General features: G+C 73.2%; 24 protein-coding genes. 12 read left to right on the top strand and 12 right to left on the bottom strand.

Annotation, left to right across the window (positions count from 1 at the left end; genetic code table 11):
- Positions 1 to 90 precede the first annotated feature (90 nt).
- Together ABZ805_RS05300 and ABZ805_RS05295 are read left to right on the top strand one after the other, a co-directional pair.
- The gene (locus tag ABZ805_RS05300; RefSeq protein WP_358434667.1) at positions 91 to 1,518 is read left to right on the top strand and encodes an aldehyde dehydrogenase family protein; all 1,428 of its coding nucleotides are present in this window, start codon (positions 91 to 93) and stop codon (positions 1,516 to 1,518) included.
- 102 nt (positions 1,519 to 1,620) lie between these two features.
- The gene (locus tag ABZ805_RS05295) at positions 1,621 to 2,295 is read left to right on the top strand and encodes an endonuclease V (protein WP_358434664.1); all 675 of its coding nucleotides are present in this window, start codon (positions 1,621 to 1,623) and stop codon (positions 2,293 to 2,295) included.
- 15 nt (positions 2,296 to 2,310) lie between these two features.
- Here ABZ805_RS05295 and ABZ805_RS05290 read toward each other — a convergent pair whose 3' ends face one another.
- Together ABZ805_RS05290 and ABZ805_RS05285 are read right to left on the bottom strand one after the other, a co-directional pair.
- Positions 2,311 to 2,670, bottom strand: coding sequence for a hypothetical protein (locus ABZ805_RS05290; protein WP_358434661.1), 360 nt, complete (start codon positions 2,668 to 2,670; stop codon positions 2,311 to 2,313).
- Between the two features lie 48 nt (positions 2,671 to 2,718).
- Positions 2,719 to 2,970, bottom strand: a complete 252-nt coding sequence (locus ABZ805_RS05285) for a hypothetical protein (protein WP_358434658.1) — start codon at positions 2,968 to 2,970, stop codon at positions 2,719 to 2,721.
- 83 nt (positions 2,971 to 3,053) lie between these two features.
- Between ABZ805_RS05285 and ABZ805_RS05280 the strand changes: the two genes are divergently transcribed.
- Positions 3,054 to 3,188 (top strand): hypothetical protein, encoded by a 135-nt coding sequence (locus ABZ805_RS05280; protein ID WP_358434655.1) that lies wholly within the window; start codon positions 3,054 to 3,056, stop codon positions 3,186 to 3,188.
- A gap of 345 nt (positions 3,189 to 3,533) precedes the next feature.
- Here ABZ805_RS05280 and ABZ805_RS05275 read toward each other — a convergent pair whose 3' ends face one another.
- From ABZ805_RS05275 to ABZ805_RS05255, 5 genes are all read right to left on the bottom strand, one after another.
- Positions 3,534 to 4,409, bottom strand: coding sequence for an immunity 49 family protein (locus tag ABZ805_RS05275; protein WP_358434652.1), 876 nt, complete (start codon positions 4,407 to 4,409; stop codon positions 3,534 to 3,536).
- Between the two features lie 15 nt (positions 4,410 to 4,424).
- On the bottom strand, positions 4,425 to 9,374 hold the full coding sequence (locus ABZ805_RS05270) for a hypothetical protein (protein ID WP_358434650.1): 4,950 nt from the start codon (positions 9,372 to 9,374) through the stop codon (positions 4,425 to 4,427).
- A 46-nt stretch (positions 9,375 to 9,420) separates the two neighbouring features.
- Positions 9,421 to 9,741 carry a WXG100 family type VII secretion target gene (locus ABZ805_RS05265; protein WP_358434647.1) on the bottom strand — a complete coding sequence of 107 codons (321 nt, stop codon included), beginning with the start codon at positions 9,739 to 9,741 and terminating at the stop codon, positions 9,421 to 9,423.
- Positions 9,738 to 10,292 (bottom strand): YbaB/EbfC family nucleoid-associated protein, encoded by a 555-nt coding sequence (locus ABZ805_RS05260; protein ID WP_358434644.1) that lies wholly within the window; start codon positions 10,290 to 10,292, stop codon positions 9,738 to 9,740. Before ABZ805_RS05260 ends, ABZ805_RS05265 begins: the two co-directional genes overlap by 4 nt.
- A 181-nt stretch (positions 10,293 to 10,473) precedes the next feature.
- Entirely contained in the window at positions 10,474 to 11,271 is a 798-nt protein-coding gene (locus tag ABZ805_RS05255) for an MBL fold metallo-hydrolase (RefSeq protein WP_358434642.1), read from the bottom strand.
- A 112-nt stretch (positions 11,272 to 11,383) separates the two neighbouring features.
- On the opposite strand from ABZ805_RS05255, the gene ABZ805_RS05250 reads away from it, so the two are divergent.
- From ABZ805_RS05250 to ABZ805_RS05240, 3 genes are read left to right on the top strand one after another with little or no spacing between them, the layout of a single operon-like run.
- Entirely contained in the window at positions 11,384 to 11,854 is a 471-nt protein-coding gene (locus ABZ805_RS05250; protein ID WP_358434639.1) for a ribose-5-phosphate isomerase, read from the top strand.
- Between the two features lie 6 nt (positions 11,855 to 11,860).
- On the top strand, positions 11,861 to 12,202 hold the full coding sequence (locus ABZ805_RS05245) for a hypothetical protein (RefSeq protein WP_358434636.1): 342 nt from the start codon (positions 11,861 to 11,863) through the stop codon (positions 12,200 to 12,202).
- Positions 12,203 to 12,229: 27 nt separating this feature from the next.
- Entirely contained in the window at positions 12,230 to 13,051 is an 822-nt protein-coding gene (locus ABZ805_RS05240; protein ID WP_358434633.1) for a zinc finger domain-containing protein, read from the top strand.
- A gap of 60 nt (positions 13,052 to 13,111) precedes the next feature.
- Here the strand turns inward: ABZ805_RS05240 and ABZ805_RS05235 are convergent, their stop codons facing one another.
- From ABZ805_RS05235 to ABZ805_RS05225, 3 genes are all read right to left on the bottom strand, one after another.
- Positions 13,112 to 13,888 (bottom strand): hypothetical protein, encoded by a 777-nt coding sequence (locus ABZ805_RS05235; RefSeq protein ID WP_358434630.1) that lies wholly within the window; start codon positions 13,886 to 13,888, stop codon positions 13,112 to 13,114.
- Positions 13,889 to 14,315: 427 nt separating this feature from the next.
- Complete coding sequence (locus tag ABZ805_RS05230; protein ID WP_358434627.1) at positions 14,316 to 14,948, bottom strand: 2'-5' RNA ligase family protein; 633 nt, start codon at positions 14,946 to 14,948, stop codon at positions 14,316 to 14,318.
- A 46-nt stretch (positions 14,949 to 14,994) separates the two neighbouring features.
- The gene (locus ABZ805_RS05225) at positions 14,995 to 16,479 is read right to left on the bottom strand and encodes an MDR family MFS transporter (RefSeq protein ID WP_358434624.1); all 1,485 of its coding nucleotides are present in this window, start codon (positions 16,477 to 16,479) and stop codon (positions 14,995 to 14,997) included.
- Positions 16,480 to 16,814: 335 nt separating this feature from the next.
- Between ABZ805_RS05225 and ABZ805_RS05220 the strand changes: the two genes are divergently transcribed.
- Entirely contained in the window at positions 16,815 to 17,933 is a 1,119-nt protein-coding gene (locus tag ABZ805_RS05220) for a type I restriction endonuclease (RefSeq protein ID WP_358434621.1), read from the top strand.
- A 45-nt stretch (positions 17,934 to 17,978) separates the two neighbouring features.
- On the opposite strand, the gene ABZ805_RS05215 is transcribed toward ABZ805_RS05220, so the two are convergent.
- Positions 17,979 to 19,445, bottom strand: a complete 1,467-nt coding sequence (locus ABZ805_RS05215; protein WP_358434618.1) for a dihydroorotase family protein — start codon at positions 19,443 to 19,445, stop codon at positions 17,979 to 17,981.
- On the bottom strand, positions 19,442 to 20,821 hold the full coding sequence (locus ABZ805_RS05210) for an FAD-binding protein (protein WP_358434615.1): 1,380 nt from the start codon (positions 20,819 to 20,821) through the stop codon (positions 19,442 to 19,444). Before ABZ805_RS05210 ends, ABZ805_RS05215 begins: the two co-directional genes overlap by 4 nt.
- A 205-nt stretch (positions 20,822 to 21,026) precedes the next feature.
- Here ABZ805_RS05210 and ABZ805_RS05205 point away from each other — a divergent pair, with 205 nt between their 5' ends.
- The 5 genes from ABZ805_RS05205 to ABZ805_RS05185 are packed head-to-tail and all read left to right on the top strand — an operon-like array spanning position 21,027 to position 26,107.
- Positions 21,027 to 21,815, top strand: a complete 789-nt coding sequence (locus tag ABZ805_RS05205) for an IclR family transcriptional regulator (protein WP_358434612.1) — start codon at positions 21,027 to 21,029, stop codon at positions 21,813 to 21,815.
- Positions 21,812 to 23,023: a CoA transferase gene (locus tag ABZ805_RS05200; protein WP_358434610.1), complete on the top strand. Its 1,212-nt coding sequence runs from the start codon at positions 21,812 to 21,814 to the stop codon at positions 23,021 to 23,023. The genes ABZ805_RS05205 and ABZ805_RS05200 overlap by 4 nt, the downstream gene beginning before the upstream one ends.
- Positions 23,020 to 23,874, top strand: coding sequence for a CoA ester lyase (locus ABZ805_RS05195; protein WP_358434606.1), 855 nt, complete (start codon positions 23,020 to 23,022; stop codon positions 23,872 to 23,874). Before ABZ805_RS05200 ends, ABZ805_RS05195 begins: the two co-directional genes overlap by 4 nt.
- On the top strand, positions 23,871 to 24,683 hold the full coding sequence (locus ABZ805_RS05190; RefSeq protein WP_358434603.1) for a cyclase family protein: 813 nt from the start codon (positions 23,871 to 23,873) through the stop codon (positions 24,681 to 24,683). The genes ABZ805_RS05195 and ABZ805_RS05190 overlap by 4 nt, the downstream gene beginning before the upstream one ends.
- Positions 24,680 to 26,107, top strand: a complete 1,428-nt coding sequence (locus tag ABZ805_RS05185; RefSeq protein ID WP_358434600.1) for an MmgE/PrpD family protein — start codon at positions 24,680 to 24,682, stop codon at positions 26,105 to 26,107. The genes ABZ805_RS05190 and ABZ805_RS05185 overlap by 4 nt, the downstream gene beginning before the upstream one ends.
- The last annotated feature ends 68 nt before the right edge of the window (positions 26,108 to 26,175 follow it).

Raw genomic sequence — 26,175 nt, 5'->3', positions numbered from 1 at the left:
CCGAAAGTTCCGATCTTCGGATGGTGCGCTCGCGTTCCGGGGTGTGCCAGGCTCGGTGGAAGCCCGATCATCGATCTCCCGGAGGAACTCATGGCGGCGCCCACGACCAGCCGGACCGACCACGTGATCGGTGGCGACTACGTCGCCGGCACCGGGGAGCGGATCGAGGTGGTCAACCCGGCCACCGAGCAGGTGATCGGTTCGGTTCCCGCCGGAACGGCTCGGGAAGTGGACGCGGCGGTCGCCGCGGCCCGCGCCGCTTTCGACGACTGGGCCGCGCGCCCCGTCGAGGAGCGTTCCGCCGCGGTGCGCCGCATCTCGGAGGGCATCGCGCGCCGCCGCGACGAGATCGCCGCGACCGTCACCGCCGAGATGGGGTCGCCGATCACCTTCGCCACCCAGGTGCACGCGAGCGTGCCGGTGGCGACCTCGCGCGGCATCGCCGACCTGCTCGACCGGGGCTACGAGTGGACCGAGGAATCGGGCGGTTCGCTGATCGTGCGCGAGCCGATCGGGGTGGTCGCGGCGATCACGCCGTGGAACTACCCGCTGCACCAGGTGGTGGCGAAGGCCGCCCCGGCGCTGGCCGCGGGCTGCACGGTGGTGCTCAAGCCCAGCGAGGTCGCCCCGCTCACCGCCGCGATCTTCGCGGAGGTCGTCGCGGAGGCCGGGCTGCCCGCCGGGGTGTTCAACCTGGTGCACGGCACCGGCCCGGTGGTGGGGGAGGCGCTGGCCGCGCACCGCGACGTGGACATGGTGTCGTTCACCGGATCCACCCGCGCCGGTCGCCGCGTCTCGGAAGTGGCGGCGCAGACGGTGAAGCGGGTCGCGCTGGAGCTCGGCGGCAAGTCGGCGAACGTGGTCCTCGACGACGCGGACCTCGCGAAGGCGGTGAAGCTGGGCGTCGCGGGCTGCTTCCCGAACGGCGGCCAGAGCTGCAACGCGCTGAGCCGGATGCTGGTGCCCGAATCCCGCTACGCCGAGGCGGTGGAGCTCGCCGTCGGCGCGGTCGGCAAGTACACCGTCGGCGACCCCGCGGACGAGGGGACCCGCATCGGGCCGATGGTCTCGGACGTGCAGCGCGACCGCGTCGTCGACTACATCCGAAAGGGCATCGCCGAGGGCGCCTCGGTGGCCGTCGGCGGCCCGGACGCACCGGACGGGCTGGACACCGGCTACTTCGTGCGCCCCACCGTGTTCACCGGGGTCACCCCGGACATGACGATCGCCCGCGAGGAGATCTTCGGCCCGGTGCTGTCGATCCTGCCGTACCGGGACGAGGAGGAGGCGATCGCGATCGCCAACGACTCCGAGTACGGCCTGTCCGGCGCGGTCTTCGGCTCCGACGAGCGGGCGCTGGCGGTGGCACGGCGGCTGCGCACCGGTCAGGTCGCGGTCAACGGTGGCGCCTTCGACCCGAATGCCCCGTTCGGCGGCTACAAGCAGTCCGGCAACGGCCGCGAGTTCGGCAGGCACGGCCTCGAAGAATTCCTGGAGGTCAAGGCCATCCTCCGGTGAGCCGCGCGGCTCGGCGGATGTCCGAGGGCGAGGCGGTCGCGCGGCTCAACGAGTGCTGGACAGGTACCTGACCCGCCGACACCCGCCGCTTAACCTGGTGGCGTGGTCGAGGTCCAGGAGTGGCACGAGTGGCCGTCGTCGGTGACGGAGGCCGTCGCCGTGCAGGAACGACTCCGGTCGCAGGTGCGGTTCGACGGGTTCCCCGCGGAGGTCCGCACGGCCGCCGGACTGGACGTCGCCTACGGCGCGGACGACGACGAGGTGATCGCCGCGGTCACGGTGCTCGACCTCGCGGATCTGTCCGTCGTGGACAGCTCAGTGGTGCGGACCCGCGTCGACTTTCCCTACGTGCCCGGCCTGTTCGCCTTCCGCGAGGCCCCGCCGCTGCTGGCCGCGCTGACCGGGCTGGCGGTCGATCCGGACGTGCTGGTGTGCGACGGGCAGGGCCTCGCACACCCGCGGCGGTTCGGGCTGGCCTGCCACCTCGGGGTGCTCACCGGCCTGCCGAGCATCGGCGTCGGCAAGACCGCGCTGGGCCGCTACGACCCGCCCGGCCCGGAACGCGGCGATCGAGCTCCGCTGCTGCTGGACGACGAACCGGTGGGCGTCGCGCTGCGAACCCGCCGCGCGGTGAAGCCGGTGTTCGTCTCGGTCGGCCACCGCTGCACCCTCGACGAGGCCTGCGACCTGGTCCTGCGCCTCACCCCGCACTACCGGCTCCCGGAGACCACCAGGACCGCCGACCGGCTGGGCCGCGCCGAAGCCCGCGGCACCTGAGCGCACCCGCTCCGGTCACCGGCGCCCGGTCGGCTCCACGACGAGGTTTCCGCCGCGGTCCCACCGCTCGTGGCGCACGAGGTTCCCGGCGGCGTCGAACTCGCGCCGTTCGGCGAGGCGGCCGTTCGCGTGCCACTCGCGTTGGCTGCCGACGGACCGGCCATCCCGCATCCGGCCGTCCTTCCGCAGCCGTCCCGAGGACCGCCATTCCCGGTAGGGGCCGTCGGGGTATCCGGCGAAGTACGAGCGGGTGGAGACGAGTTCGCCGTCCGCGGACCGTTCCACCACGACGCCGGTGAACGGTTCACCGCGGTGCAGGACCAGACCGGTCGGATCCATCTCGATGTCGTCCTCATCGACGCGAACCTCACCCACGGCGGTCCTCCTCGCTGCTCGGCCCTTCCGCGCGAGTGCCGGGGCGGATCAGCGCGCTTCGTCCGCTGCGCGCAGCTCGTCGGCGAACCACGCCGGGACGTTCGACTCGTCCCGGGGGAACGTGGCCTGCTCGTCGGTGTACGCGCGCAACGGCGGTTCGTCCTGCCACTGCGGTGCGTTGTCGCGGTCGTGGACGATCTCGAACTCGTCCGGCGGGCTCAACCGGGAGAACGTGGAGAACCAGGCGCCCAGGCGCGGCCGGTGCATGCCGACGCGGAGGCGCCGGAGCAGGTTCCACACCTCCTCCGGAGGCGCCCACCGGACCGGTTCGCCCGCCGAGTCCTTCGCCCGGCGCCCACCTGGACGTGCCGGCCGATCGCCTCGTGCTCGACGGCGAGGCGGCTCCAGTCCTGCGATGCGGAACGCAGGACGATGTCGGTGACCTCGTCCAGCAGCGCCTGCTGCTCGGTTCCAGGTTCGTCATCGTCTGCTCGAATCCGTTCTCGCCGGCGGGCTGATCCAGCCGCCCCGGCAGCGTCCGGCGAAGACGGGGCCGGGTTCGGTTCGTTCTCGGATCCGCTCCTCCGGGAACGCCCTGCGGCGCACGGCGAACCGGTTCAGTTCGTATTCGAGGCTCCCGTCCGGGTACCGATCACGGACGAACCCTTCCTGGATGCCTTCGGCGTGCTCGGTGGAGCACATCGGTGTGCCGTCTTCCGAAAATTCCTCCTCCGCGCCGGTGAACGGTTGCCCACGGTAGTGGACAGGGCCTGCGCGGGTCGTTCTCGTGAACTCGGAGCATTCCGTTCTTCGTGCGGCATCTGGTCTTGCGCTGTTCGCCTGGATCGTCCACCGGGAATTCGTCAGGGGCTGATCCGAGTGCCGTTGATCAGGTCCTGCGGGAGGTAAGGGGATCGGACCTCGACGGGCATGCCGAAATCGTGCGCGAGCGCGGCGAGCGCGGTCGGTCCGGGTGCCCAGAATCCGTCGGGGTCGGTCGCGCGTTCTTCGTCGGCGGACCAGAAACTCTGGTGGAGCTCGACGGCTTCGCGCAGGTCGGTGTTGAATTGTTCCGCGTTGCGGCCGGCCACGTCGAACAGGAGGTTCATCGACGGGTAGTAGCGGTGGAGGACGATGTCGGGCGGAGTTCCTCCGGTGAGCTCTTCGGGGGCCGTGAGCTCAATGCTCCGATTGATCCTGGGGTAGAGATCCTCGTCCCGGGTGAAGAACGCTTTGAGCGCGTCGACCCAGGCGTACATGTATTCGTCGAAGCGGCCGCCGGCGTTGCGCAGAGTGTCGGTGGGGGTCGCGCACAATTCGACGACGAGGTGCTGGGCGCGGCAGATCACCGCTGTCCAGAGTGCGTCGAGCCAGTCCGCTGCGCTGTGGATCCTGGTCGGGCCGACCGCTTTGAGGAGGAGGTCGTCATCGCCGAGGGTCCAAGGGAATCGGCCTTCTTTGTTGGCGGCGGCGAAGAATCCGGTACCTGCTTGGGCGGCGAGGAGCACGCTGTCGTAGGTGGCGCGTTCCGCGCCGTCCGGGTCGACCAGCAACCGATGGGCGATCTGCATCCGCGCGTACTTCGCGATGTAGTACGTCGACGTCGGGCGTTCGGACGCGTTCGCCAGGAACCCTTCGAGCTGCCCGGGCAGTTCCGCGAGGATCTCGTCGGTCACCGCGGTGCGCTCGGCGTGCCTGGTCATCGGGTTCATGTCCGGCCCCTTGTCGGTCTGCCACATTTCATCACTGCACGGTCAGTCTTCGGCGGAGAGATCGAACCGTCTCCGATTGTAGCCGGTGTACGTGTCTTGCCTGATCGGGTTACCACGCGCATCGAGCTGTGGAGAACCGTTCTCGTCGAGGACCGGGACCGAATCGACGGTCGGTCGAACCTCGTCGTAGACCAGGCTGGGCTCGAATCCCGGCGTTCCGCGCTCGAGGTCGTCGAGGGTCAGCGAGTCGGCGAGCGCGGCGGCGATACCGCGCTGGTCGGCATCGGCGCCTTTTCGCATCCGATCCACGATCGTCTCGAAGTAGGGCCGGGACCCCTGCTGGGACATCTCGCCCGCCAGGTCCTTGCGAGCTCCCAAATCGGCGCTGGGGCCCTTCGCTTCGATGACGACGATTCGACCATCGGGAAATTCGCCGATGACGTCGAACACTCCGGGACCGTGGAGAGTCGTCACCCGCGTAGGCGGAACACCGTAATCGTTGGCCAGGGAATCCCGAGCCGCCGACTCGCCGAAGGCCTCTCCCGTCAAGGTGACCGCGTGGTGCGCCTGCCGCAGTTGTTCGGCGCTCGCCTCCGCTTGGCGGGATTCGTCGCGCGCGATCTCGGTTCCGTCGGCGTCCTTCCGGGCCGCGTACTGCGCGTCGTCGGCCTTCGCGTCTCGTAGCCCGTCGAGGTGCGCGCGGCGCTGGTCGACCAGGTCGGCGTGCCGGGCCACATCACCGGGGCGGGGCTCCTGGTGCCCGAGATCGCTCCACCTCGCGAAGTTGTCGATCGAGTTGCTGGGCACCGTGTACGTGTCGGTGTCGGCGGCGTAGTGCAGTGGAGGCACCGCCTCGCCTGCGCCGTCCTCGATCCCCTTGACCCGACGATTGCACACCCCGTCGGGATTGGGGCTGTTGTAGTAGCGGTTCCGGTACGCGGGGTCCTGCTCAGCGCGGTCCCTCGCGGTCGGATGCGCCTTGTTCGCTTCCGTGCCGGGGGTTTCGGACTCCACCGGCTCCCCCCGCGGCGGCTGGCGGAAGTCGTCGCTCCCGGAGCGTCGGCGCCCCCGGCTCTCCGCGTCGTCCGGGGCCGGGCCGGGGTCGTCGCCGTTCCGGGAGGGGTGGAAGCCGTCGGTTCCGGCGGGGGTGTGGGTGCCGTCGGGGTGGTGGGTGTCCCAGCCGCCGTTCGGGGGCCAGCCGGGGCGGCCGTCGGGGCCCAGGTCGGAGGCGAAGACGCGGCCGTTGCCGTCCGTCCAGGCGAGACCGCGGGGAGCCGTGACGGGCACGCCCAGCTCGTGGGCCAAGTCCCGGGCGAGGCCGCTGGTACCCGCGTCGCAGGACAGCAGGCGCAGCGGCTTTCCGTCCCAGTTCGGGTCGCGGCGCAGGACGTCCGCGAACTCCTGCGCGCTGAACGCGTGATCACCGACGCGGATCCGGCCGTCCGGCAGCGCGTGCACGTCCACCGTGTGGTGGACGCCGTCGTCCGGGACGCGCTGCGCGAGGTCCCGCATGCCCGGGTCGTGGTGGTAGGAGGAGCCGCCGGGCGTGTGCTCGCGAGTCGACTCCGCCTGGTCCAGCTGGTGCTGCCGTTCGGGAGTGCCCGGTTCGGCGTCCCGGTCGGGCGGCGAGTCGGCGTCGTGCGGGCGCTGGTCGGGGTCGTGCTGCCGGTTCGGGCCGTCGTGCGGCTCGGGGGCCTCGTGCGGGCGGTCCGGGCGCGGTTCGGTGGCGTCGTGCGCCGGGGACTCGGGGCGAGCAGGGCCGTCCGGGCGTGCGGCGCCTTCGGCGCGGGTGGGGTCGGGGCCGTCCGCGCGCGGCCGCTCCGGGCTACCGGTGTGCGGCCGGTCCTGCGCCGACGGCGGGGAGTCGGGGCGGTGCGGGCCGCGGGTCTCCGGCCCGTCCGCGGCGCGCGGCGACGCGTCCGGCCCGTTCGCGGGACCGGTGTCGGTGGTGCCACCGGTGCGGTGGGAATCCGCGGCACCGGAGTGGTGCGGTGCGGGTGAGTCGGTTCGGTGCGCCGGGCCGTCCGCCCTCGGTGGCGCAGCCGGACCGTCAGTCCTCGGCGGCGCGGCCGGGTCGCCCCAGTGCCGCGGATCGCCGGAGTGCCGCGGGCCGCCCGCCGACGGTGCGCCAGGGCGGGCGGAGGCTTCGCCGGCCGGGCCGTCCGCCCGCTGCGGTCCGTCCGGTCGTGCCGGGTTCGCGGGGCCGTCCGGATGCGATCGGACCGGCGGCCCGTCCGGGCGGGCCGGGGAGTGCGGTGCGGCTGCCGAGCGCTGGTCGGGGACCTCCGACGACCGGGTGTGCCTGCCGCCGGACGGCGGCGCCGCCGGTGCCTCCGCCGCTCCCCGGGCCGCCGGTGCGCGTTCGCCGCGCGGGCCGCCGGGCCTCGGCGAGTCGCCACCGATCGGGCGGCCCGCCGCCCCCGGAGTGCCGGACGTTCCGGTCCAGCCGCCGCCCGCGCCGGGACGGGACCCGCCGGACCCGGCGGAGCTCCCCCCAGCGGACGCGCCACCAGCCGGAGCGCCGCCTGCCGGGGCGCCGCTCATCGCGCCGCCAGCGGCACCGCCCTGATCACCGCGAGCGGGCGTGCCCGGCGCGGCGGGGGCGACCGCCGGTTCCGCCGGGCGAGCCGGTGCGTCCACATTGGACGCGGAGGCGGTGCCTGCGGGGCCGTTGCCCCCCGGCTGGCCGCGGTGCGCGGAATCCCCACCGCCGGGCGAAGCCGCACCGCCACCGCCCAGGCCGCCACCGGCACCTGCGGCGCTCGACGAGCCCGCACCGTCGCCGTGCGACCCGGCGTCCGCCGAACCACTGGAACCGCTCGGACTCCCCGCTCCCGAACCGGCGGAGTCCGCCCGCGCGGACGCGCCGGAACCGTCCGGCGCGGCGGCGCGGGCCGAGCCGCCGTCGTCCCCGCGCGGCGAACCTGCGGAGTCCGCGGAACGCGTCGAACCGCCGTCGGCATCGGAGTGCGCGCCAGTAGAACCGGTGGACCTGGTGGCGGGCCCGTCGGCGTCGGAGGTGCGCGCCGAACCGCCGTCGGCGTCCGGAGATCGGGTGGAGCCGCCGTCCGCGGCAGCGGCGCGCTGCGCGCCCGCATCGGAGTCGGTGGACCGCGCGGAGCTCCCGTCGGCATCGCCGGATCGCGTCGCACCGCCGTCCGAGCCCGGGGCGCGGCCGCCGTCGGAGTCCGGCCCGCGCGAGGTGCCACCGTCGGAGTCCGCGGCTCGCGTCGCGCCACCCTCGGCTTCGGTGGTGCGCGTGGACCCGCCCTCCGACTCGGCGGCCCGCGTCGCGCCACTGCCGGAGTCCGCGGCGCGGCCGGAGCTCGCATCGGAATCCGCGGACCGCGCGGACCCGCTGTCGGCTTCGCCGGATCGCGTGGACCCGCCGTCGGTATCGCCGGACCGAGTGGACCCGCTGTCGGTGTCCCCGGTGCGCGTGGACCCGGTGTCGGTGTCCGTGGAGCGCGTGGACCCGCTGTCGGATTCGGCGGTGCGCGCCGAGCCGCTGTCGGCATCGCCGGATCGCGTGGACCCGCCGTCGGCGTCCCCGGACCGCGCGGAACCGCCGTCGGACCCGCTGTCCGCGCCGGAACGCGGTTCGCCGCCGCCGGAGCCAGACTGCCCGCCGTCCCCGCGCGCCCCCGAGTCCGAGCCGCCGGACGCCCCGGAATCCGAGCCTCCCGACGAGCCGCTGCTCGCCGCCCCGGATGAATCTCCCGAGCCTGCACCGGAATCACCGGACAGCATGTCCTCGATGGACGAACGAGATCCGCCGGAACCGCCGTCCGCGGCCGAATCCGAGTCGCCCGTCCCGGAACCGGATTCGCTCCGATCCGAGCCGCCCCCGTCCGAACCGCCCCCGTCCGAGCCGCCCGAGGCCGAGCTGCTCGACGACGAAGCCCCCGTGCCGTCCCCGGAATCCCCGGCCCCGCTCGTGTCGGGCACGTCCGGTGCGTCGAAGTGGTTCGACAGGGCCGCGCCCCCGGCGCCCATGCCCGCGCCCATCGCGCCGCCGGACATGGCGCCGGTGCCGACGTCGCTCCAGTCGATCTCGCCTTCGGTGATGAGCTGTTCGGCGGCGCTGCCGATGGCGCCCTGCGCGGCACCGGTGGCCGCGCCCTTGACGGCTTCGGCGCCGACGCTCTTCGCGGCGCTCTCCCCGGCCGCGCCGGCCGCATCGCCCGCGGCCCGTCCGGCGGCGCTCGCCGCGCTGCCCGCCGCATCGCCCGCGGCGTCCCCGGCGGCCCGCCCGGCCGCTCCCGCCGCGGTTCCGGCGGCGTCCCCCGCGGCGTCGCCGACGGCTCCGGCGGCCTTGCGGGCGGCGACGTTGCCGACGCCCTCGAAGACGCCGCCGACGGTGCCGCTGATCGCACCGCTGATGGCGGCGTCCTTGAACTTCCCGCCGTCGAGGCCCTTGCGCTCGCCGGAGGCGATCTGGACGCCCTGCACCGCGGCCTCGATGGCGACGGAGGTGGCGACCTCGATGGCGACGTTCTTGGCGATGCTCAGCACCAGCTGCTTGAAGATCTGCATCACCACGGTGCGGGTGATGCCCTGGGCGATGGGGATGCCGGCGGTGGACGCGCCGAAGCTGAACGCCGCGCTCGCGATCATCGCGGCGATCTGGATGGCCAGCGCGATCAGCGAGGCGATGATGGTGAGCTTGGTGTGCTCCACGTCCAGCGCCGCGTCGTCGCAGCCTTGCGCGAGCTGCTCGCACGCCTCCTGGATCTTCGGCAGCGCGGCCTCGCCGCCGTTGCCGATGTCCTGCCACAGCTGCTCGAACGCGTCGTGGGTCTGGCCCTCCATGCCGCTGAGCGACTGGGTGGCGCCGCCGTTCGCGTCGGTGGTGACGCCTCCGACGCCGTCACCCGCGGCGCGCCAGGCGTCCGCGAGGCGGCGCAGCGCGTCCTCGTCACCTTCCGGCCAGGACTGTCCGACGACGATCGGCAGCAGCCACTTGACCTCGTCGGGCATCTCGAGACTCATCGCGGTACGACTCCCCAGTCGATCTACGGCCCGCGCGGGCCCGGTGTCAGCTCTGCGGCACGTTCGCGATGTCGGAGGCGGACTCGGCGTCGCGGCCTTCGGTGTCGTCGGCGGTGGCCTTCAGGTTGTCCATGATGTTGCCGAGGGCTTCGGCGAGCTTCCCGATGCCGTCGGTGACGTCGGTGCTGTTCTGCACGTAGGTCTCGGCGAACTTCTGCCCGGCCTCGTCATCGCCCCAGCACTCGCCTTCACCGTCCAAACTGGACTTGAGCTGCTTGAGGACCTCGTCGAGCCGGTCCCCGGCGGCGCCGATGCGCGCACCGCCCGCCCGGATCTCCTCCGGGCGCATCCGCATCCGGCCGCTCACCAGCGGCCCTCCGTCATGAACGACTGCGGCGGCTCGTCGTCGTCCTCGGCGGGGCGGTCCCGCTGCGGCCGCGAGGCCTGCTTCCCGGTGCGGGCGGCGCGTTCCGCGGCCGGGTCCGGCGGGGCGACGAGCGGGCCGCTGCTGGGCATGAAGTCCGCCAGGTAGGGGGCGCCCGCGAACAGGTCGGGCAGCTCGGGTGGCTCGGCGAGCGAGGCGAAGTCCGATTGCAGGGACTGCTGGGCGCTGCCGGTCGCCTCGCGGACGACGCTGGTGATGGTGCGGGCCAGCTGTTCCGGGGTGGTGCGCTCGAAGGCCTTCGAGCTCAGCAGCAGCTGCTCCAGGGTTCCGGTCGCGTCCACCCGGGCGGTGATCACGCCGTCCTCCGAGGTGACCTCGTGGGTCTTGGCCGCCGCCTCGGACTGCTTCTCCTGGATCTCGGCGGTGCGGCGGCGCAGGTCCGCCAGCATGCCGTCGATCTGGCCGCGCAACGCGTCGTTGCCCGCCTGCAGCTGCTGCCGCCGCGCCGCATCGGACTGGTCCGGACTGGACACCGTCGCCTCCCAGAGTGTTGTTCCGCCGCACACCGTCGAGATCGCCCCAGCGCAGTGCCGTTGTGCGGGTCTTCGGCCGGGGGTTCTCCGGCCGTTGCCGAGCATGACGCCCGCGATCGTCGATCGGTGCCCCTCGTGGCGAAAATGACTCCGTTCGGCCTAGTCGATCAGGCCGAAGGGCCTAGTGGTGCCTGCACAGGGCGCGTTCGGTGCTGTCCGCCGGGTAGGGGGAGTCGCGCAGCACCTGGGCGGTGGTCAGCTCGCCCCGCTCGTGCCCGGCGCAGAGCGCGGCCAGCAGGGCCAGCTCGTCCCGCTGGGTGCGCACGGCCGCCGCGTCGACGGGTTCCCCGTGGCCGGGCACGACGACCTCGGCTCGCAGCGCGAGCAGCGCGTCGAGCGCATCCGGCCAGGTCCGCGGGTGGGCGTCCTCGAAGTCCGGCGGCGCGCCCTGCTCGACGAGGTCGCCCGCGAACACCACGCCCGCGTCCGGCACCTCCACCACCAGGTCGTGATCGGTGTGCGCCGGGCCGAAGTGGTGCAGCCGCACCGGTCTGCCGCCCAGGTCGAGCTCGGCGCGGTCGCCGACCGGCCGGTCCGGCGGGACGACCTCGCTGCGCTCCACCGCCGCCGCGACCTCCGGGCGACCCTCGTCCCGGTAGTGCGCGCTCCACTCGCGGCGCTGCCGCTCGGCGTGCCCGCGCAGGAAGGCGGCGCAGCCCTCGTGGGCGTGCACCGGGGCGGGCCGGAACGCGGCGGTGCCGAAGCAGTGGTCGAAGTGGCCGTGGGTGAGCACCACCTCGCAGGGCAGCGCCGTCTTCGCCCGCACCGCCGCCGCCAGCTCCGCGCCCTGCCGGTGGTCGCCGCGGGTGTCGATCACCAGCGCTCGCTCGGCGCCCAGCACCAGCCCGGTGCCCAGGTCCAGCTCCGCGTACCGCCGCACCCACACCGCCTCCCCGACGGCCACCCAGCGGCCGGTCACGACGAGGCCCCCGGCTGCTCGCCGCGGGCGGGACGGGTGGTGCGGAGCCCGGTCATGGATCAACCGTAACCAGGGTGCGGGTCGGCGGTGGGGCGTTTGGCACACTGCCTGCGTGCGCGTCTACCTAGGATCCGATCACGCAGGCTTCGACCTGAAGAACCACCTGGTCACGTGGCTGACCGAGCGAGGTCACGAGGTGACCGACGTGGGCCCGGCGGCCTACGACGCCCAGGACGACTACCCGCCGTTCTGCGTCGAGGCGGCCCGCCGCGTCGTCGCCGACGAGGGCAGCCTCGGGCTCGTCATCGGTGGCTCCGGCAACGGCGAGCAGATCGCCGCGAACAAGGTCCCCGGCGCCCGCGCGGCCCTGACCTGGAGCGTCGACACCGCGAAGCTGGCCCGCCAGCACAACAACGCGCTGCTCGCCGGCATCGGTGCGCGGATGCACGCCGTCGAGGAGATCGAGGAGATCGTCGAGGCGTTCCTCGGCACCGAGTTCGAGGGCGGCAGGCACCAGCGCCGCATCGACCTGCTCTCCGACTACGAGCGGACCGGCACCCCGCCGGCGCTGCCCGCGGAGTGAACTGACATGACCGGTGCACGCCCGGCGACCGCGCTGCTGACGCCGCTGGTGGCGTTCGGCGGTGCGGTGCTGGGCGTGCTCGTCCTCTTCTCCGCCCAGCGCGCGTTGAGCCCCTACCTGGTGGGCGGCCCCGGTGCGACCTGCACCGCGCCGGATTGCGCGCTGGGCGTCGGCCTGTGGCTGCTGGTCGGCGGATTCCTCGCGGTGTGCTTGGCGTTCGTCGCCGGGACCGCGGTGGCGCTGGTCAAGGGTGCGGCGCCGGGAGCGGTGCGCCGCGGCCTCGTCGTCGCCGGCTGCTGCGTGCTGGCCTACCTGATCGAATCGATCGTGCTGTGGGTGCTGTTCTGAGCGCGGCGCGACGGCCGGTGGCGTGCGATGCCTGAAGGCCACACCTTGCACCGGCTCGCCGGGCTGCACGATTCCCGCTTCGGCGGTCACCTGGTCCGGGTGTCGAGCCCGCAGGGCCGGTTCGCGGGCGGCGCCGCCCGGCTGGACGGGGCGCGGTTCGAGCGCGCCGAGGCGCACGGCAAGCACCTGTTCCACTTCTACGGCCCCGAGGTCGTGCACGTGCACCTCGGGTTGTACGGCACGTTCACCGAGTTCCCGTTGCCACCGCAGGAACCGCGCGGGCAGGTGCGGATGCGGATCATCGGGCCCGGCTGCGGCACCGACCTGCGCGGCCCCACGGCCTGCGAGCTGATCACGCTCGACGAGGTGGCCGCGCTGCGCGACCGGCTCGGCCCCGACCCGCTGCGCGCCGACGCCGAACCCGAACGCGCGTGGGAGCGGATCTCGCGGTCCCGCACGTCGATCGCGGCGCTGCTGCTGGACCAGAAGGTGCTGGCCGGGGCGGGGAACGTGTACCGGGCGGAAGTGCTGTTCCGGCACGGCATCCCGCCGCGCACCCCGGGCCGCGAACTGGGCGAGCGGGCGTGGAAGCTGATCTGGACCGATCTGGTCGAGCTGATGGCCGACGGCGTGCGCGTCGGCCGCATCGACACGGTCCGCCCGGAGCACGAACCGGCGGCGATGGGCCGCGAGCCGCGGCAGGACCGGCACGGGGGAGAGGTCTACGTGTACCGGCGGGCGGGGGCGCCGTGCCTGGTCTGCGGTGCGCCGATCGCCACCGCGGACCTGTCCGGGCGCAACCTGTACTGGTGCCCGGTGTGCCAGTCGACCCCCGCCACCGCGGGGTGAACGGCCCGTTCGCCCGGTGCGGGCTGGTGGGTGGCCCGTTCACCTGAGCGGAACCGGGTCTCAGAAGCCGAAGTCGCCCAGGTCGAAGTCGAAGTCCCCGAAGTCGCCGAAGTCGCCGCCTGGATCGTCGCCGCCGAAGTCGTCGGGGGCTCCGGTGTCTCCGGGGTCTCCGCCGTCGCCGAGCGCGCCCGGGTCGCCGAGGTCCCCGACGTCCCCGGCCGCGGCCGCTTCCGGCACCCCGGCCATGCCGCTGAACATGGCGCTCATCAGCAGGAACGAACCCGCGCCCCAGGCCCCGGCGACCAGCGCGGGCTTCCACCACGGCTCGCTGTACCAGCCTTCGGGCACCGGGCGGCCCGCGACGCGTCCGCCGGGGTAGTAGTGCGGGGTGGTGTCGCCGGGGGTGGGGGAGGCGACCTGCTGCTTGCCGTCGACCTCGACCTCGCGGTGCTCGGTGACCTTCCCGGCCCCGTGGCTGAGGTCGGGCAGCTCGGGTCCGGGGTCGAGTCCCATCGCGGTGCGGGCGGCGCGCACGTAGTAGAGGCCTTCCATCGCGGTCTGCGTGGTGAGCCTGCACTGCTCGGCGGAGGACGCCTGGTCGAGCTGGGACACGGCGGCCTGGTGCCGTTCGGCGGCATCGGCCATGGCCTGCTTCGAGGCGTCGTCGGTGCCGTCGATGTTGAGCACCTGTCCGCCGAGCCGCTCCACCCAGCGCCGCGCCTCGGCGCGCGAGTCGTCGAGTTCTCGCTGCTGGTGGGCGAGGTTCTGCCTGCGGGACCACCACACAGCACCGATGATCACGACCGCGGCGACGATGATCAGGATGAGTGCGCCCATGGTCCCTCCGAACCGATCCGGGGCGGACCTGCCGCCGCGTCCACACTTTCGACGGTACCCGTTCGGAGGAAGTGCCGGAGCGGTCGAGCAACCCTCAGCGACCGGTCGGTGACGCGAGGTGCCGCCCCCACCGCCACCTGCCGAACCGTGCGGCGAACCAGTTCCCCCGCCAGCGCCGAACCGCGAACCGGCCTTCCTGTCGGCGGCGAACCAGCCTGCTCGCCAGCGGCGCAACCGTCTTCCGGTCAGCGGCGAAGCCGCTGAGCAACGACCACCAGAGCAACCGGCACCGCCGCGGGTTCTCAGCGGTTCCCTCGCGAGGACGGCGTTTTCGCCTGTGGCGGAGCCACCGGTGAAAACGATCCCGCAGCGAGGGAACCGCTGAGGTTCCGCCACCGGACCGCTGTGCAACGGAGGTGGGGAAAGCTCAGCCCAGCGGGATCTCGGTGATGGTCTCCCACTCTGAGCAGGAGTGGTCCCGGTTGAGCCGCACCAGCGACACCGCGGAGCTCTTCGCGGTGGTCGGGTCGACGTCGGTTCCGCCGAGGGTGGCGACCGCGAAGATCGCGGGCCCTTCGGTGGTGGAGAACGCGAGGCTGATGTGCCGGTCGACCTCTTCGGGCTCGGCGGGCAGCTGGTCGGCGCCGAGCACGTCGGCGGTCGCGGCGCGCAGCCGTTCCCGCAGGTCCCACAGCGAGGTCTGCGGTTCGGCGGGCAGCGACAGCGATTCGGGCAGCACCACGGCGCGGTGGAAGGCCAGCGCGAGCGGGTTGAACCCGGCGAGGCGTTCGCGGGCGGCGGCGGCGAGTTCGTCGGTGCGCTCCGGTGGGACCTCGTCGGTGAACCCGACCTCTTGCACGAGGATGTGCATCCATTCGAGGGGGACGAGGTCGAACCCGGGCAGGTCGCGCAGCGCGTACTGGTACTGGTTCACCAGGTTGCGCAGCCCGGGCTGGTCGGCGAACGGCAACAGCCAGGCGTAGCTGGTGCGGCCGGAGTGCCATCCGGGTCGCCAGCGGGCGTGGTTGCGGACCTGGTCGGCGTGCGGCAATTCGGTCACCCTTCAAATAGTGCACCGGCAGGCGCCGTTGTGGGGCGACCTTGAGCTATCTCACGGTGGTGGTGTCGGTGCGGTCACCGCCGTGTTTCCCGTCCTGCGGGCCGGGTTTCCGCACCTGGTCGAGGGTGGCGGCGGCGTCGGAGTCGCGCACCCGCAGGGACAGCAGCAGTCCGGCGACGCCGAAGCCGATGGAGGCGAGGAACGCACCCCGGTAGGCGGCCATCTGCACCTGCTCGGCGGCGCCGGCCGCGGTCATGTCCACGGTGGACGCGAAGGCGGTGCTGAGCGTGACGAAGAGGGTGGCGCACACGGCGGTGCCGAGCGCGGTCGCGACCTGTCTGCTGGCGTTGAACAGCGAACTGGCGTGCCCCATCGCGGGCCCGGTGATGCGCGCGAACGCGGCGGTCTGCAGCGGCGTCATCAGCAGCCCCATCCCGAGGCCGAGCCACATGAGCAGCGCCACCAGGAACCACACCGGGGTGGTGGTGCCGAGCAGCTGCAGCGCGCCCCCGACCGAGATGATCATGCAGAACCCGATGAGCAGCAGCCTGCGCGGCCCGACGCGCCCGTAGATGCGGCTGACGACCTGGGTGGCGATGAGCATGGTCAACGCCTGCGGCATCAGCACCAGCCCGGATTCGAACGGGGTGTAGCCGCGCAGGTTCTGCAGGAACAGCGGCAGCAGGAACAGCGTCCCGAAGATCGCGCCGGTGGAGCAGATGAGCAGCGCGTTCCCGGTGCCGAACAGCCGGTCGCCGAGCAGCCGCAGGTCCAGCATCGGTTCGGGGGTGCGCAGTTCGCGCACCACGAGCCCGCAGATGAGCAGCACCGCGGCCAGCAGCACGCCCCACGCCGACGGCCGCCCCCAGCCGAGCTGGGCGCCCTGGTCGAGCGAGACCAGCAGCGTGGCCAGCCCCGCCCCGGCGAGCACGAATCCGGGCAGGTCGAAGCGGCCCGGCCGGTCGCGTTGCTCCTCCTTGAGGAACAGCACGGTGAACAGCAGCGCGACGGCGCCGACGGGCACGTTGATGAAGAAGATCCACCGCCAGCTGGCGTACTGCACGAGCACGCCGCCGAGCAGCGGCCCGAGCGCGGGCGCGACGGTGATCGGGATGGACAGCACCGCGGAGGCCTTGGCGCGCTCGTGAGCGGGGAACGCGCGGAACAGCATCGCCTGTCCGACGGGCACCAGCATGCCGCCGCCGACGCCCTGCAGGATGCGCGCGCCGATGAGCATCCACATCTCGGTGGACAGCCCGCACAGCACGGACGCGAGGGTGAACAGCACGATGGCGAGCTCGAAGGTGCGCTTGCTGCCGAACCGGTCGGCGATCCAGCCGGAGGACGGCACGAACACGGCGAGGCTGATCATGTAGCCGGTCAGCACCCACTGCAGGGTGCCTTCGCCCACGTGGAACTCCCGCCCGAGCGTCGCGAGCGCGACGTTGAGGACGGTCATGTCCAGGATCTGCATGATCAGGCCGAGGACGAACGTGATCCCGACCAGCCACTTGTACTCAAGACGTCGCACTGCTGTCCCCCGGCTCCCCTCCTGCGGCTGCGCTGCGCGCGCCGACCTCCAGGATGAGGCACACCACCGACAGGGGGCCACGGGGTTTCGGCCCCACCGCCGCACCGGCCGCACCCGCACCAGCGGAAACGCCCGTTCCCGCACGTTTTCGGGGAAGAACGGGGAAAACCGGTGTCCTGGCGAGCCGGAACTCGACGCAGAGCTTCGCAGCGGCCGAAGGGGAGAAAGCGCCCGAGTTCCTGCGCGGAGAGTGTTGTAACGGATGCGGAGGGTGTCATCGATTCGTTCTGCGACGGGCTCCTGATCCGGGAGCTGCGGGACGGTGGAGGCACGCCATGAGCATCAACGACCGCGTCTACGAACTGGCGAACAAGGTGCTCCAGCAGAAGGCGGCCATCGAAACCGAAGAGGCGACCAAGAACGCGTTCGTGATGCCTTTCATCGGAACCGTCCTCGGGTACGACGTGTTCAACCCGTCGGAGGTCATCCCGGAGTTCACCGCCGACGTCGGGGTCAAGAAGGGCGAGAAGATCGATTACGCGCTGGTCCACGGTGGCGAGGTCCAGGTCCTGGTCGAGGCGAAGAAGATCGGGCAGCCGCTCAGGATCGAGCACTCGTCCCAGCTGTTCCGCTACTTCGCCGTCACGAACGCCCGCGTCGCCGTTCTGACGAACGGTCAGGTCTACGAGTTCTACACGGATCTCGACGCCCCGAACAAGATGGACGAGAAGCCGTTCCTGGTCCTGGACCTCGGTGCCGTCGACCCCACGGTGCTGCCCGAGCTGGCGAAGCTGACGAAGGAGTCCTTCGACCTGGATTCGGTGCTCAACGCCGCCGGTGAGCTCAAGTACGTCGGGCAGATCAAGCGGGTGCTGGCCGCCGAGTTCCGCGAGCCGAGCGCCGAGTGGGTCAAGTTCTTCGCTTCGCGCGTGTACGAGAAGAACGTGACGTCGAAGGTGCGCGAGCAGTTCGCGACGCTGGTGTCCAAGGCTTCCGCGCAGTTCCTCGCCGAACAGGTCAACTCCCGGCTCAAGACCGCGCTCGGGGAGGACGCCTCGCCCGCCCTCCCCGAGTCCGTGGAATCCGGCGTGAGCAGGGCCGCCACCGGCGATGTCGTCGAAGGCACTGCGGATCCCGCGAAGGCGGCGAAGCTCGTCGTCACCACCGATGAGGAGATCGAGGGGTTCCAGATCGTGCGGGCGATCGTGTGCAGCGATGTCGACGTGGACCGGGTCGCCGCCCGTGACACCCAGACCTACTTCGGCATCCTCTTCGACGACAACAACAGGAAGCCGATCGCCCGGTTGTGGTTCAACCGCGCGCAGAAGTACCTCGGGGTGTTCGACGAGGACAAGAACGAGAACAGGGTGCCGATCGACTCACCGCAGGACATCTACCAGCACGCCGACGTCCTCCGGAAGACGGTGTCGGCCTATCTGAACCGCGAAGCCTGACGGCCGGCCGTTCGGCCGCCAGGTCGGCGGCCGAACGGGCCGGGATCAGCGGCCGGTGGGGCGGTGGAGGTAGCGGCCGGCGGGGTCGCCGCGGACGGTGCCCTCGTCGAAGATCCGCCTGCCGCGCAGGAACGTGGTCTCGACGGTGGCGCCGATCTCCATGCCGCGGAACGGCGTGTACTCCTGGGTGGATTCGGAGTCGCCGGGGTCGACGACGAACGAGCGGTCCGGGTCGACGAGGGCGATGTCGGCGTCGAAGCCGGGCGCGATGTCGCCCTTGGTGGGCAGGCCGAGGCGCCGGGCCGGGTTGGTGGACAGCAGTTCGGCGACCGAGGACATCGGCAGCCCGCGCCTGCGGCCTTCGCCGACGAGGCCGGGCAGCAGGTATTCGGTGCCGCCGAACCCGGATTTCGCGGCGAACACGTCGGACGGGTCGTCGCCGAACTTCTTCTCCTCCTTGCAGCAGGCGTGGTCGGACACGACCCAGCTGACGTCGCCCGCCAGCAGGTGCTCCCAGAGGGCTTCGACGTCGGCGCGGGGCCGCAGCGGCGGGTTGACCTTGCCGCCGACGCCGTCGGCGGTGCTGACGTCGGCGAGCAGGTGGCCGATGGTGACCTCGCGGCGGAAGTCGACGTGCGGGAAGGCCTTCGCCATCACCATCGCCGCCTCCATCGCCTTCGCCGACGACAGGTGCAGCAGGTTGATGGTGGGCAGGCCCGTCTCGTGCGCGAGGTAGGAGGCGATGGTGACCGCCAGGCCTTCGGAGTGCGGCGGGCGGGACGCGCTGTAGGCCTCCAGCCCGGAGAGCTCGCCCTCCTCCTCCACGAGCCGGGTGTAGGCGGTCATGATCTCCGCGGTCTCGCAGTGCAGCGACAGCGAGATCTGGTCGGCGATGTCCGGGTTGGCCTCGCGGGCGGCCTGGATGCCGCGCATGACGAACTCGAAGTGCGCGATGTCGTAGCGCTCGCCCTCGGGGATCATCAGGAAGTCGCTCTGGTCGGTGGAGCGCCCGTGCAGCCCGTGGCTGCCGTAGAACATGAAGATCTTGAACGAGGTGACGCCGTGCTCCCGGACCAGCGCCGGGATCTCGTCGATGTGCGAGGACTGCATCGGGGCGAGGTGGAACGCGTAGTCCACGTACGAGCGGCCCTCGGCCGCGCCGAGCACCTCGGGGAACACCTCGGCGTACGGGCCGCCGCGGTTCAGGTAGTACTGCCCGGTCCGCATGTAGGTGAGCGAGGTGGTGACCCCGCCCTGCGCGCAGGCGCGGCTCTCGGTGGCGGTGTCCTCGGCCAGCGGGTTGTAGATGCCCCAGTGCTGGTGGGCGTCGACGACGCCGGGGAAGGCGAGCAGCCCGCGACCCTCGTGGACCTCGGTGCCCTCCGGTACCGCCAGGTCCGGTCCGACCTCGGCGACGACGCCGTCGGCGATCGCGATGTCGGCGCGGAACGGTTCGCCGCCGCCGGGGCGGACGACTCGGACGTCGCGGACGATCAGGTCGGGTCGGGTCATCGGGCACCTTCCGAGGGGTTGCGGGTGGACCGGGCGAGGTGCCCGGCGGCCAGGTAGGCGAGGCCCAGCGCGGGCAGCAGTCCGTTGCCCGCCAGGTAGCCGGCCGCGCCGTGGCCGGAGATCCCGGCGGCGGCGCCACCGGAGGCGTACAGGCCGGGAACGGGTTCCCCGGCTAGGTCCAGGACGCGGGCGTGCTCGTCGACGAGCAGCCCGCCCTGGGTGTGGAACAGCGCCGGGACGATCTCGACGGCGTGGTACGGCGGGTGCAGCGCGGCCGTCGCGGCGCGGCCGAACCGGTCGGCGCGGGTTCCGGCGGCCACGGCGGCGAGGTCGGCGAGCTCCCGCTCCAGCGCCGCGGCGGGCACCCCGATCAGCTCGGCGAGCCCCGCCGGATCGGCCGCGCGCCGCACGGCGCCCGCGGCGAGCACGTCCCGGTAGTCGCCGAAGGCGCGGCACAGCCCGTCGATCCGCTCGTCGAAGACCAGCCAGCCGCGGCCGCCGGGCCGCCCGGCGAGCACCGCGGCGTATTCGGAGTAGCCGGTCGTCTCGTCGCCGAACCGGGTGCCGCCGGAGTCGACGACGGCACCGCCGTGCATCACCGCCGTCCAGGTCACCAGGGTCCGGGCGGCCGCGGACAGCGCGGCGTGGCCCTGGTAGGCGTCGAGGAACCCGGTGGCGGCGCCGAGCTCCCGGCCGATCCGCAGCGCATCGCCGCGGGAGTGCTCGCCGCCGTGGTAGTGCGCGTCCGCGATGTCCGGCAGGTGGGCCGCGACGAGCTCGCGGTCGGCGCCGTAGCCGTTGGTGGCCAGCAGCACCGCGCGGGCGGTGATCTCCTCGCGCTCCCCGGCCGGGTTCTCCAGCACGGCGGTCCGGCCGTCCGGCGCCGGTTCGACGCCGACGAGCCGGGCCGGGGCGAGCAGGTCGATGCGCTCGCTGCGGTCCACCGCGTCGAGCAGGTGCCCGAGCAGCGCCGAACCGTGCCGCCCGGGGAGGCTGTGCACCCGCGGGACCGCGTGGCCCGGGTAGTCGAAGTCGGTGGGCAGCTCGATCGGCAGGCCCACGTCGTCGGCCAGCCATTCCACGAGCTCGGCGCCCACCCGCGCCAGCGCCGCCGCGATGCGCCGGTCGGCGGTGCCGCCGGTCTTGCGGTCGACGTCGGCGAGGAACAGCTCGGGTGAGTCGGAGATCCCGGCGGCGGCCTGGAAGCGCGATCCGGGCCCCGGGATCATCGCGGTCGACATCGAGGTGTTGTTGCCGCGGCGGAAGTCCGCGTCCGAGTCGACCACCAGCACGTCGAGCCCCAGCTGCGCCCCGCGGATCGCGGCGATCAGCCCGCCGCCCGCTCCGGCGACCACGAGATCGACATCGATCGTCATCGCTTTCTCCTCACTACCAGCACGGTTCAATTTGTTTCGCTGAGCGGAACGGAATTGAATGCGGCTGGTGTTTCGATAAGAGCACTCTGCCTGGCTCTATGCAAGAACCTGCACGAATTTCTTGACATTGCGCGGTTCGAGCACTCACTGTCGTTCCGGTAAGCGGTACGACGATCGGGGCAATCGGAGGGACGACGTGGCGGAGATGACCGGGGGCACCGGGGCCACCGAACGGGTGGCGGACGTGCTGCTGCTGTTCACCGACGGGCCGCCGACGCTCGGCGTGAGCCGGGTGTCCCGCGAACTCGGCCTCTCGAAGGCCGTGGTGCACCGCATCCTGCAATCGCTGACCGCGCGGGACCTGATCGCCTACGACGCGGCGAGCCGCGAGTACCGGCTCGGACCGGCCGCGGCCGCGCTGGGCAGCCGGGCGCTGCGCGAATCCGACCTGCGGACCACGGCGCTGCCGTTCCTCGCCGAATTGCGCGACCGGCTGCACGAGACCGTCACGATCAGCGCGAAGGTGCACGGCGGCCGCGTCTACCTCGACCAGGTCGTCGGCACCCACGAGATCACCATGTCGGTGGAGCTCGGCCGCCGGTTCCCGCTGCACGCCGGATCGTCCGGCAAGTGCATGCTCGCCCACTCCGCGCCGGATGAGGTGGACCGGCTGCTCGCCGGGGAACTCGCCGCGCTCACCCCCGCGACGCCCACCGATCCGGCCGCGCTGCGCGCCGAGCTGGAGCGGATCCGGCGGCTCGGCTACGCGGCCTCCGAGGGGGAGCGGCAGAGCGACGCCGGTTCGGTCGCGGTCCCGGTGTTCGGCCCCGGCGGGCTGGTGGGCGCGGTCTCGGTGTGCGGGCCCCGCTACCGGGTGACCGACGAGTTCGTCGCCGCCACCGCACCCGAGCTGATCGAGACCGCGGACCGCGTCACCGCCCGCCTCGGGGGACTCGTCCCGCAGCGACCCGTCACCAGTGGAGGAACGCGATGACCCACGACCACCCCGCGGACTCGGTCCTCCCGGCGCTGGACGGCCTGAAGGTCCTCGACGCCTCCACCCTGTTCGCCGGGCCGCTGGCCGCCACGCTGCTGGGCGACCACGGCGCCGACGTCATCAAGATCGAGCACCCGCGCGGCGACCCGGCGCGGACGCACGGCGCGCAGAAGGACGGCGTCGGGCTCTGGTGGAAGATGCTGGCCCGCAACAAGCGGGCGATCACCCTGGTGCTGTCCACGCCGCGCGGCCGGGAGCTGTTCCTCGACCTCGCGGCCGACGCCGACGTGGTGATCGAGAACTTCCGGCCCGGCACGCTGGAGCGCTGGGGCCTCGGCTGGGAGGAGCTGTCCGCCCGCAACCCGCGGCTCGTGCTGGCGCGGGTGACCGGGTTCGGGCAGACCGGCCCGTACTCGTCGCGGCCCGGCTTCGGCACCCTCGCCGAGGCGATGAGCGGATTCGCCGCCATGACCGGGGAACCGGACGGGCCGCCGACGCTGCCGCCGTTCGGGCTCGCCGACGGCGTCGCCGCGCTCACCACCGCGTTCGGCATCCTCACCGCGCTGCGGGCGCGGGAGAGCACCGGGCGCGGGCAGGTGCTGGACACCGCGATCATCGAGCCGCTGCTGCACCTGCTCGGGCCGGGCCTGATCGCCTACGACCAGCTCGGGGTGCTGCAGCCGCGCACCGGGAACCGCTCGTCGAACAACGCGCCGCGCAACACCTACCGGTGCTCCGACGGCCGCTGGGTCGCGGTCTCCACCAGCGCCCAGTCGATCGCCGAGCGGGTGATGCGGCTGGTCGGCGCCCCGGAGCTGATCGACGAGCCGTGGTTCGCCAGCGGCGCGGGCCGCGCCGAGCACGTGGCGGAGCTGGACGCGGCCGTCGGTTCCTGGATCGCCGCCCGCGACCGGGACCAGGTCGTCGCCGGCTTCGAAGAGGCGCAGGCCGCCGTCGCCCCGATCTACACCGCGGCCGACGTGCTCGCCGATCCGCACTTCAACGCGCTCGGCAGCATCGTGACGATCGACGACGAGGAACTGGGCCCGGTCCGCTTCCAGAACACCCCGTTCCGGCTGTCGGACACGCCCGGTTCGGTCCGCACCACCGGCCCGCGGCTCGGCGCGCACACCGCGGAGGTGCTGGGGTCCCTCGGCGTCGACGCCGGTGAGCTGGACCGGCTGCGCGAGCAGGGGGTCGTGTGAGCGCCCTCGGCCGGGCGCGGAGCTGGCTGTACGTGCCCGCGCACCGGGAGGACCTGGTCACCAAGGCCCTCGACGGGGCGGCCGACGCCGTGGTCCTGGACCTGGAGGACGCGGTCCCGCCCGCGGCGAAGGACCGCGCCCGCGGCTGCGCGGCGGCCCGCGCGGGCGAGCGGACCTGGGTGCGGATCAACGGTTCCGGAACCCCGTGGGCCGCGGCCGACGCCGAAGCGCTGGCCGGGTCCGGCGCCGCCGGGCTGCGGGTGCCGAAGGCGGAGGACCCGGCCGCGGTCGCCGCGCTGGCCGAGCGGACCGGGCTGCCGCTGCACCTGCTGGTGGAGAGCGCCCGCGGCCTGGAGCGGGCCTTCGAACTCGCCACCTGCCACCCGCTGGTCGCCGGGATCTCCCCGGGCGAGACCGATCTGGCCGCGGACCTGCGGATCCGCGACCGCACCGAGCTCGGCTGGGCGCGGTCCCGGATCGTCACCGCCAACCGGGCGGCCGGGCTGCCCAGCCCGGTCGCCAGCGTGTGGACCGACCTGGCCGACACCGCGGGCCTCGCGGCGGACAGCGCCGCCCTGCGCGACGCCGGGTTCTTCGGCCGCTCGGTGATCCACCCCCGCCAGATCGACCCCGTCCACCAGGCCTTCACCCCCGACGCGGACGAGGTGGCGCGGGCGCGGTCCCTGCTGGCCTCGGTCGGCGCCGCGGGCGCCGCCGCCTGGGTGGACTCCGACGGCCGCTTCGTCGATCCGGCCGTCGTCGCCGGGGCCCGCTGGGTCGCCGAACTGGCCGATGAGCTGCAGCAGCACCACGAACCGGGCCGTGCCGCGGCCGGGAAGGAGAACCCGTGACCGACGCCCTGCTCGGCGCCGTGCGCGCCGGGACCCGCATCATCGAGCTCGGCCACCCGCTGTACACGGGGATGGCGGGCTCGCCGAACCACCCCGGATTCCGGATGACCCTGGAACGCCGCCACGGCGACGCGGTCCGCCCCGACGGCGGCTCGGCGTCCAACGAGGTGATCGTCACCGGCGGGCACACCGGCACCCACGTCGACGCGCTCGCCCACGTCAGCCACGACGGCAAGCTGCACGGCGGCGCCGACGCGGCCGAAGCGCAGCGCGGCGGCAAGCACACCGTGCACGGCGCGGAGACGATTCCGCCGATGGTGACCCGCGGGGTGTTCCTCGACGTGGCCGCGGCGCACGGCGTGGACGTGCTGGAACCCGGCTACGGCATCACCGCCGAGGACCTGGCGCTGGCCGCGGAGCGCGCAGGCGCCGAACCCGGCCCCGGCGACGTCGCCGTGGTGCGCAGCGGGTGGGGCGGGCTGTTCGGCGACCCGGTCGCCTACGTCGGCAAGGAGACCGGGGTGCCCGGGATGACCGTGGACGGCGCCGAATGGCTCGTCCAACGCGGCATCGTCGCCACCGGCGGCGACACCACCGCCTACGAGCAGATCCCGGCGGGCGCGGGACACCGCGTGCTGCCGGTGCACCGGGTGCTGCTGGTGGAGCACGGCATCCACATCGTCGAGCACCTCGCGCTGGAGGACGCCGCCGAAGCCGGGCTGGGTGAGTTCCTCGCCGTGTTCGCCCCGCTGCGCATCGTCGGCGGCACCGGCGCCCCGGTGCGGCCGCTGGCGGTGGTGCAGCCGTGACCACTCCCGCGCAGCGGATCGGCGAGGTCGGCGCCCGGCTGGCCGCGGACGGCATCGAGGACGCGCTGGCCGACGACGTGGCGGGCCGGATCGTCGACGTGCTCGGCAATTCCCTCGCCGCGGTCGGCGCGGAACCGGCGCGGATCGCCGGGGCGGTCGCCGCCGAGTGGGGCGGGCACCCCGCCGCGACCGCGATCGGGCTGCCCGGCCGGGTGCCGGCACCGTCGGCGGCGCTGGTCAACGGAACCCTGGCGCACAGCCTGGACTTCGACGACACCCACCTGCCGTCGGTGCTGCACCCGTCGGCCTCGGTGGTGCCCGCGGCGCTGGCCACCGCGGAACGCACCGGCGCCGGGGGACGCGCGGTGCTGGCCGCGGCGGCGATGGGCATCGAGGTCACCTGCCGCCTCGGCATGGCCGGTTACGACGAGGAGCTCGGCAACTCGGTGTTCTTCGAGCACGGGCAGCACGCCACCGCGATCTGCGGCGCGATCGGCGCCGCCGTCGCCGCCGGGATGCTGCAGGGGCTCGGCGCGGAAGAACTGGCGTCCGCGGTGGGCATCGCCGCCAGCATGGGCGCCGGGGTCATCGAGGCGAACCGCACCGGCGGCACCATCAAGCGGGTGCACTGCGGCTGGGCCGCGCACTCCGGGGTCGCCGCCGCCGACCTGGCGCGGCACGGCCTCACCGGGCCGCCCACCGTGATCGAGGGCCGGTTCGGGTTCCTGCGCGCGTTCTGCGGCGAACGGGCGCACCCGGAACGGGTCACCGACGGGCTCGGCGAGCAGTGGGAGACACCTGGCGTGTTCTTCAAGCCCTACCCCTGCAACCACTTCACGCACGCCGGCATCGACGCCGCGCTGCGGCTGCGGGAGCGGGGCGTGGTGGCCGAGCAGGTCCGCGAACTGGTGCTCGGGGTGCCCGCCCCGGTGCTGCGCACCATCGCCGAACCCGCCGAGGAGAAGCGGCATCCGCGCTCCGGCTACCACGCCGCGTTCTCCGGCCCGTACACCGTGGCGGCGGCGCTGCTGGGCGGCGGCGGGCTCGGCGTGTTCCACGAGGACTTCACCGACGCCGCCGCGGCCGACCCGCGGCGCCTGGACCTGGCCGGGCGGGTGCGGGTCGTCGCCGACGAGCAGGCCACCGCCGGATTCCCCCGGCAGTTCCCCGCCGTCCTCACCGCCGAGCTCGCCGACGGCAGCACGGTGACCGAACGGATCACCGAGAACCGCGGCGGCCCCGGTCGCCCGCTGTCCGCCGACGAGCTGGCGGCGAAGTTCACCGGCAACGCGAGCCGGGCCGTGGGACCGGACCGGGCGGCGGACGTCGTCGCCTCGGTGTGGGACCTGCGCGCGGACCGCGCGGTCGCCGAGGTGCTGGACGGCGTCCGCACCGCGCTCGCCGAGTCCGAAGTGGACGGCTGAACCGCGCACCGAGCACCGGCAGACAACGACGTCTCGTCCGCTCCGTTCGAACGGAACGAACGATTCCC

Source organism: Saccharopolyspora sp. NPDC047091, from assembly GCF_040643635.1.
Lineage (GTDB): Bacteria > Actinomycetota > Actinomycetes > Mycobacteriales > Pseudonocardiaceae > Saccharopolyspora_C.
The sequence above is the reverse complement of the archived record's forward strand: the minus strand, read 5'-3'. Positions and strand labels throughout refer to the sequence as shown.

What these genes read in the sequence shown, in the direction of transcription:
- ABZ805_RS05235 (WP_358434630.1), bottom strand. Translation starts at nt 13,888, where the DNA reads ATGGGCGCACTCATCCTGATCATCGTCGCCGCGGTCGTGATCATCGGT.
- ABZ805_RS05200 (WP_358434610.1), top strand. Translation starts at nt 21,812, where the DNA reads ATGACCCACGACCACCCCGCGGACTCGGTCCTCCCGGCGCTGGACGGC.
- ABZ805_RS05275 (WP_358434652.1), bottom strand. Translation starts at nt 4,409, where the DNA reads ATGTGGCAGACCGACAAGGGGCCGGACATGAACCCGATGACCAGGCAC.
- ABZ805_RS05270 (WP_358434650.1), bottom strand. Translation starts at nt 9,374, where the DNA reads ATGAGTCTCGAGATGCCCGACGAGGTCAAGTGGCTGCTGCCGATCGTC.
- ABZ805_RS05240 (WP_358434633.1), top strand. Translation starts at nt 12,230, where the DNA reads ATGCCTGAAGGCCACACCTTGCACCGGCTCGCCGGGCTGCACGATTCC.
- ABZ805_RS05220 (WP_358434621.1), top strand. Translation starts at nt 16,815, where the DNA reads ATGAGCATCAACGACCGCGTCTACGAACTGGCGAACAAGGTGCTCCAG.
- ABZ805_RS05215 (WP_358434618.1), bottom strand. Translation starts at nt 19,445, where the DNA reads ATGACCCGACCCGACCTGATCGTCCGCGACGTCCGAGTCGTCCGCCCC.
- ABZ805_RS05245 (WP_358434636.1), top strand. Translation starts at nt 11,861, where the DNA reads ATGACCGGTGCACGCCCGGCGACCGCGCTGCTGACGCCGCTGGTGGCG.
- ABZ805_RS05300 (WP_358434667.1), top strand. Translation starts at nt 91, where the DNA reads ATGGCGGCGCCCACGACCAGCCGGACCGACCACGTGATCGGTGGCGAC.
- ABZ805_RS05210 (WP_358434615.1), bottom strand. Translation starts at nt 20,821, where the DNA reads ATGACGATCGATGTCGATCTCGTGGTCGCCGGAGCGGGCGGCGGGCTG.
- ABZ805_RS05205 (WP_358434612.1), top strand. Translation starts at nt 21,027, where the DNA reads ATGACCGGGGGCACCGGGGCCACCGAACGGGTGGCGGACGTGCTGCTG.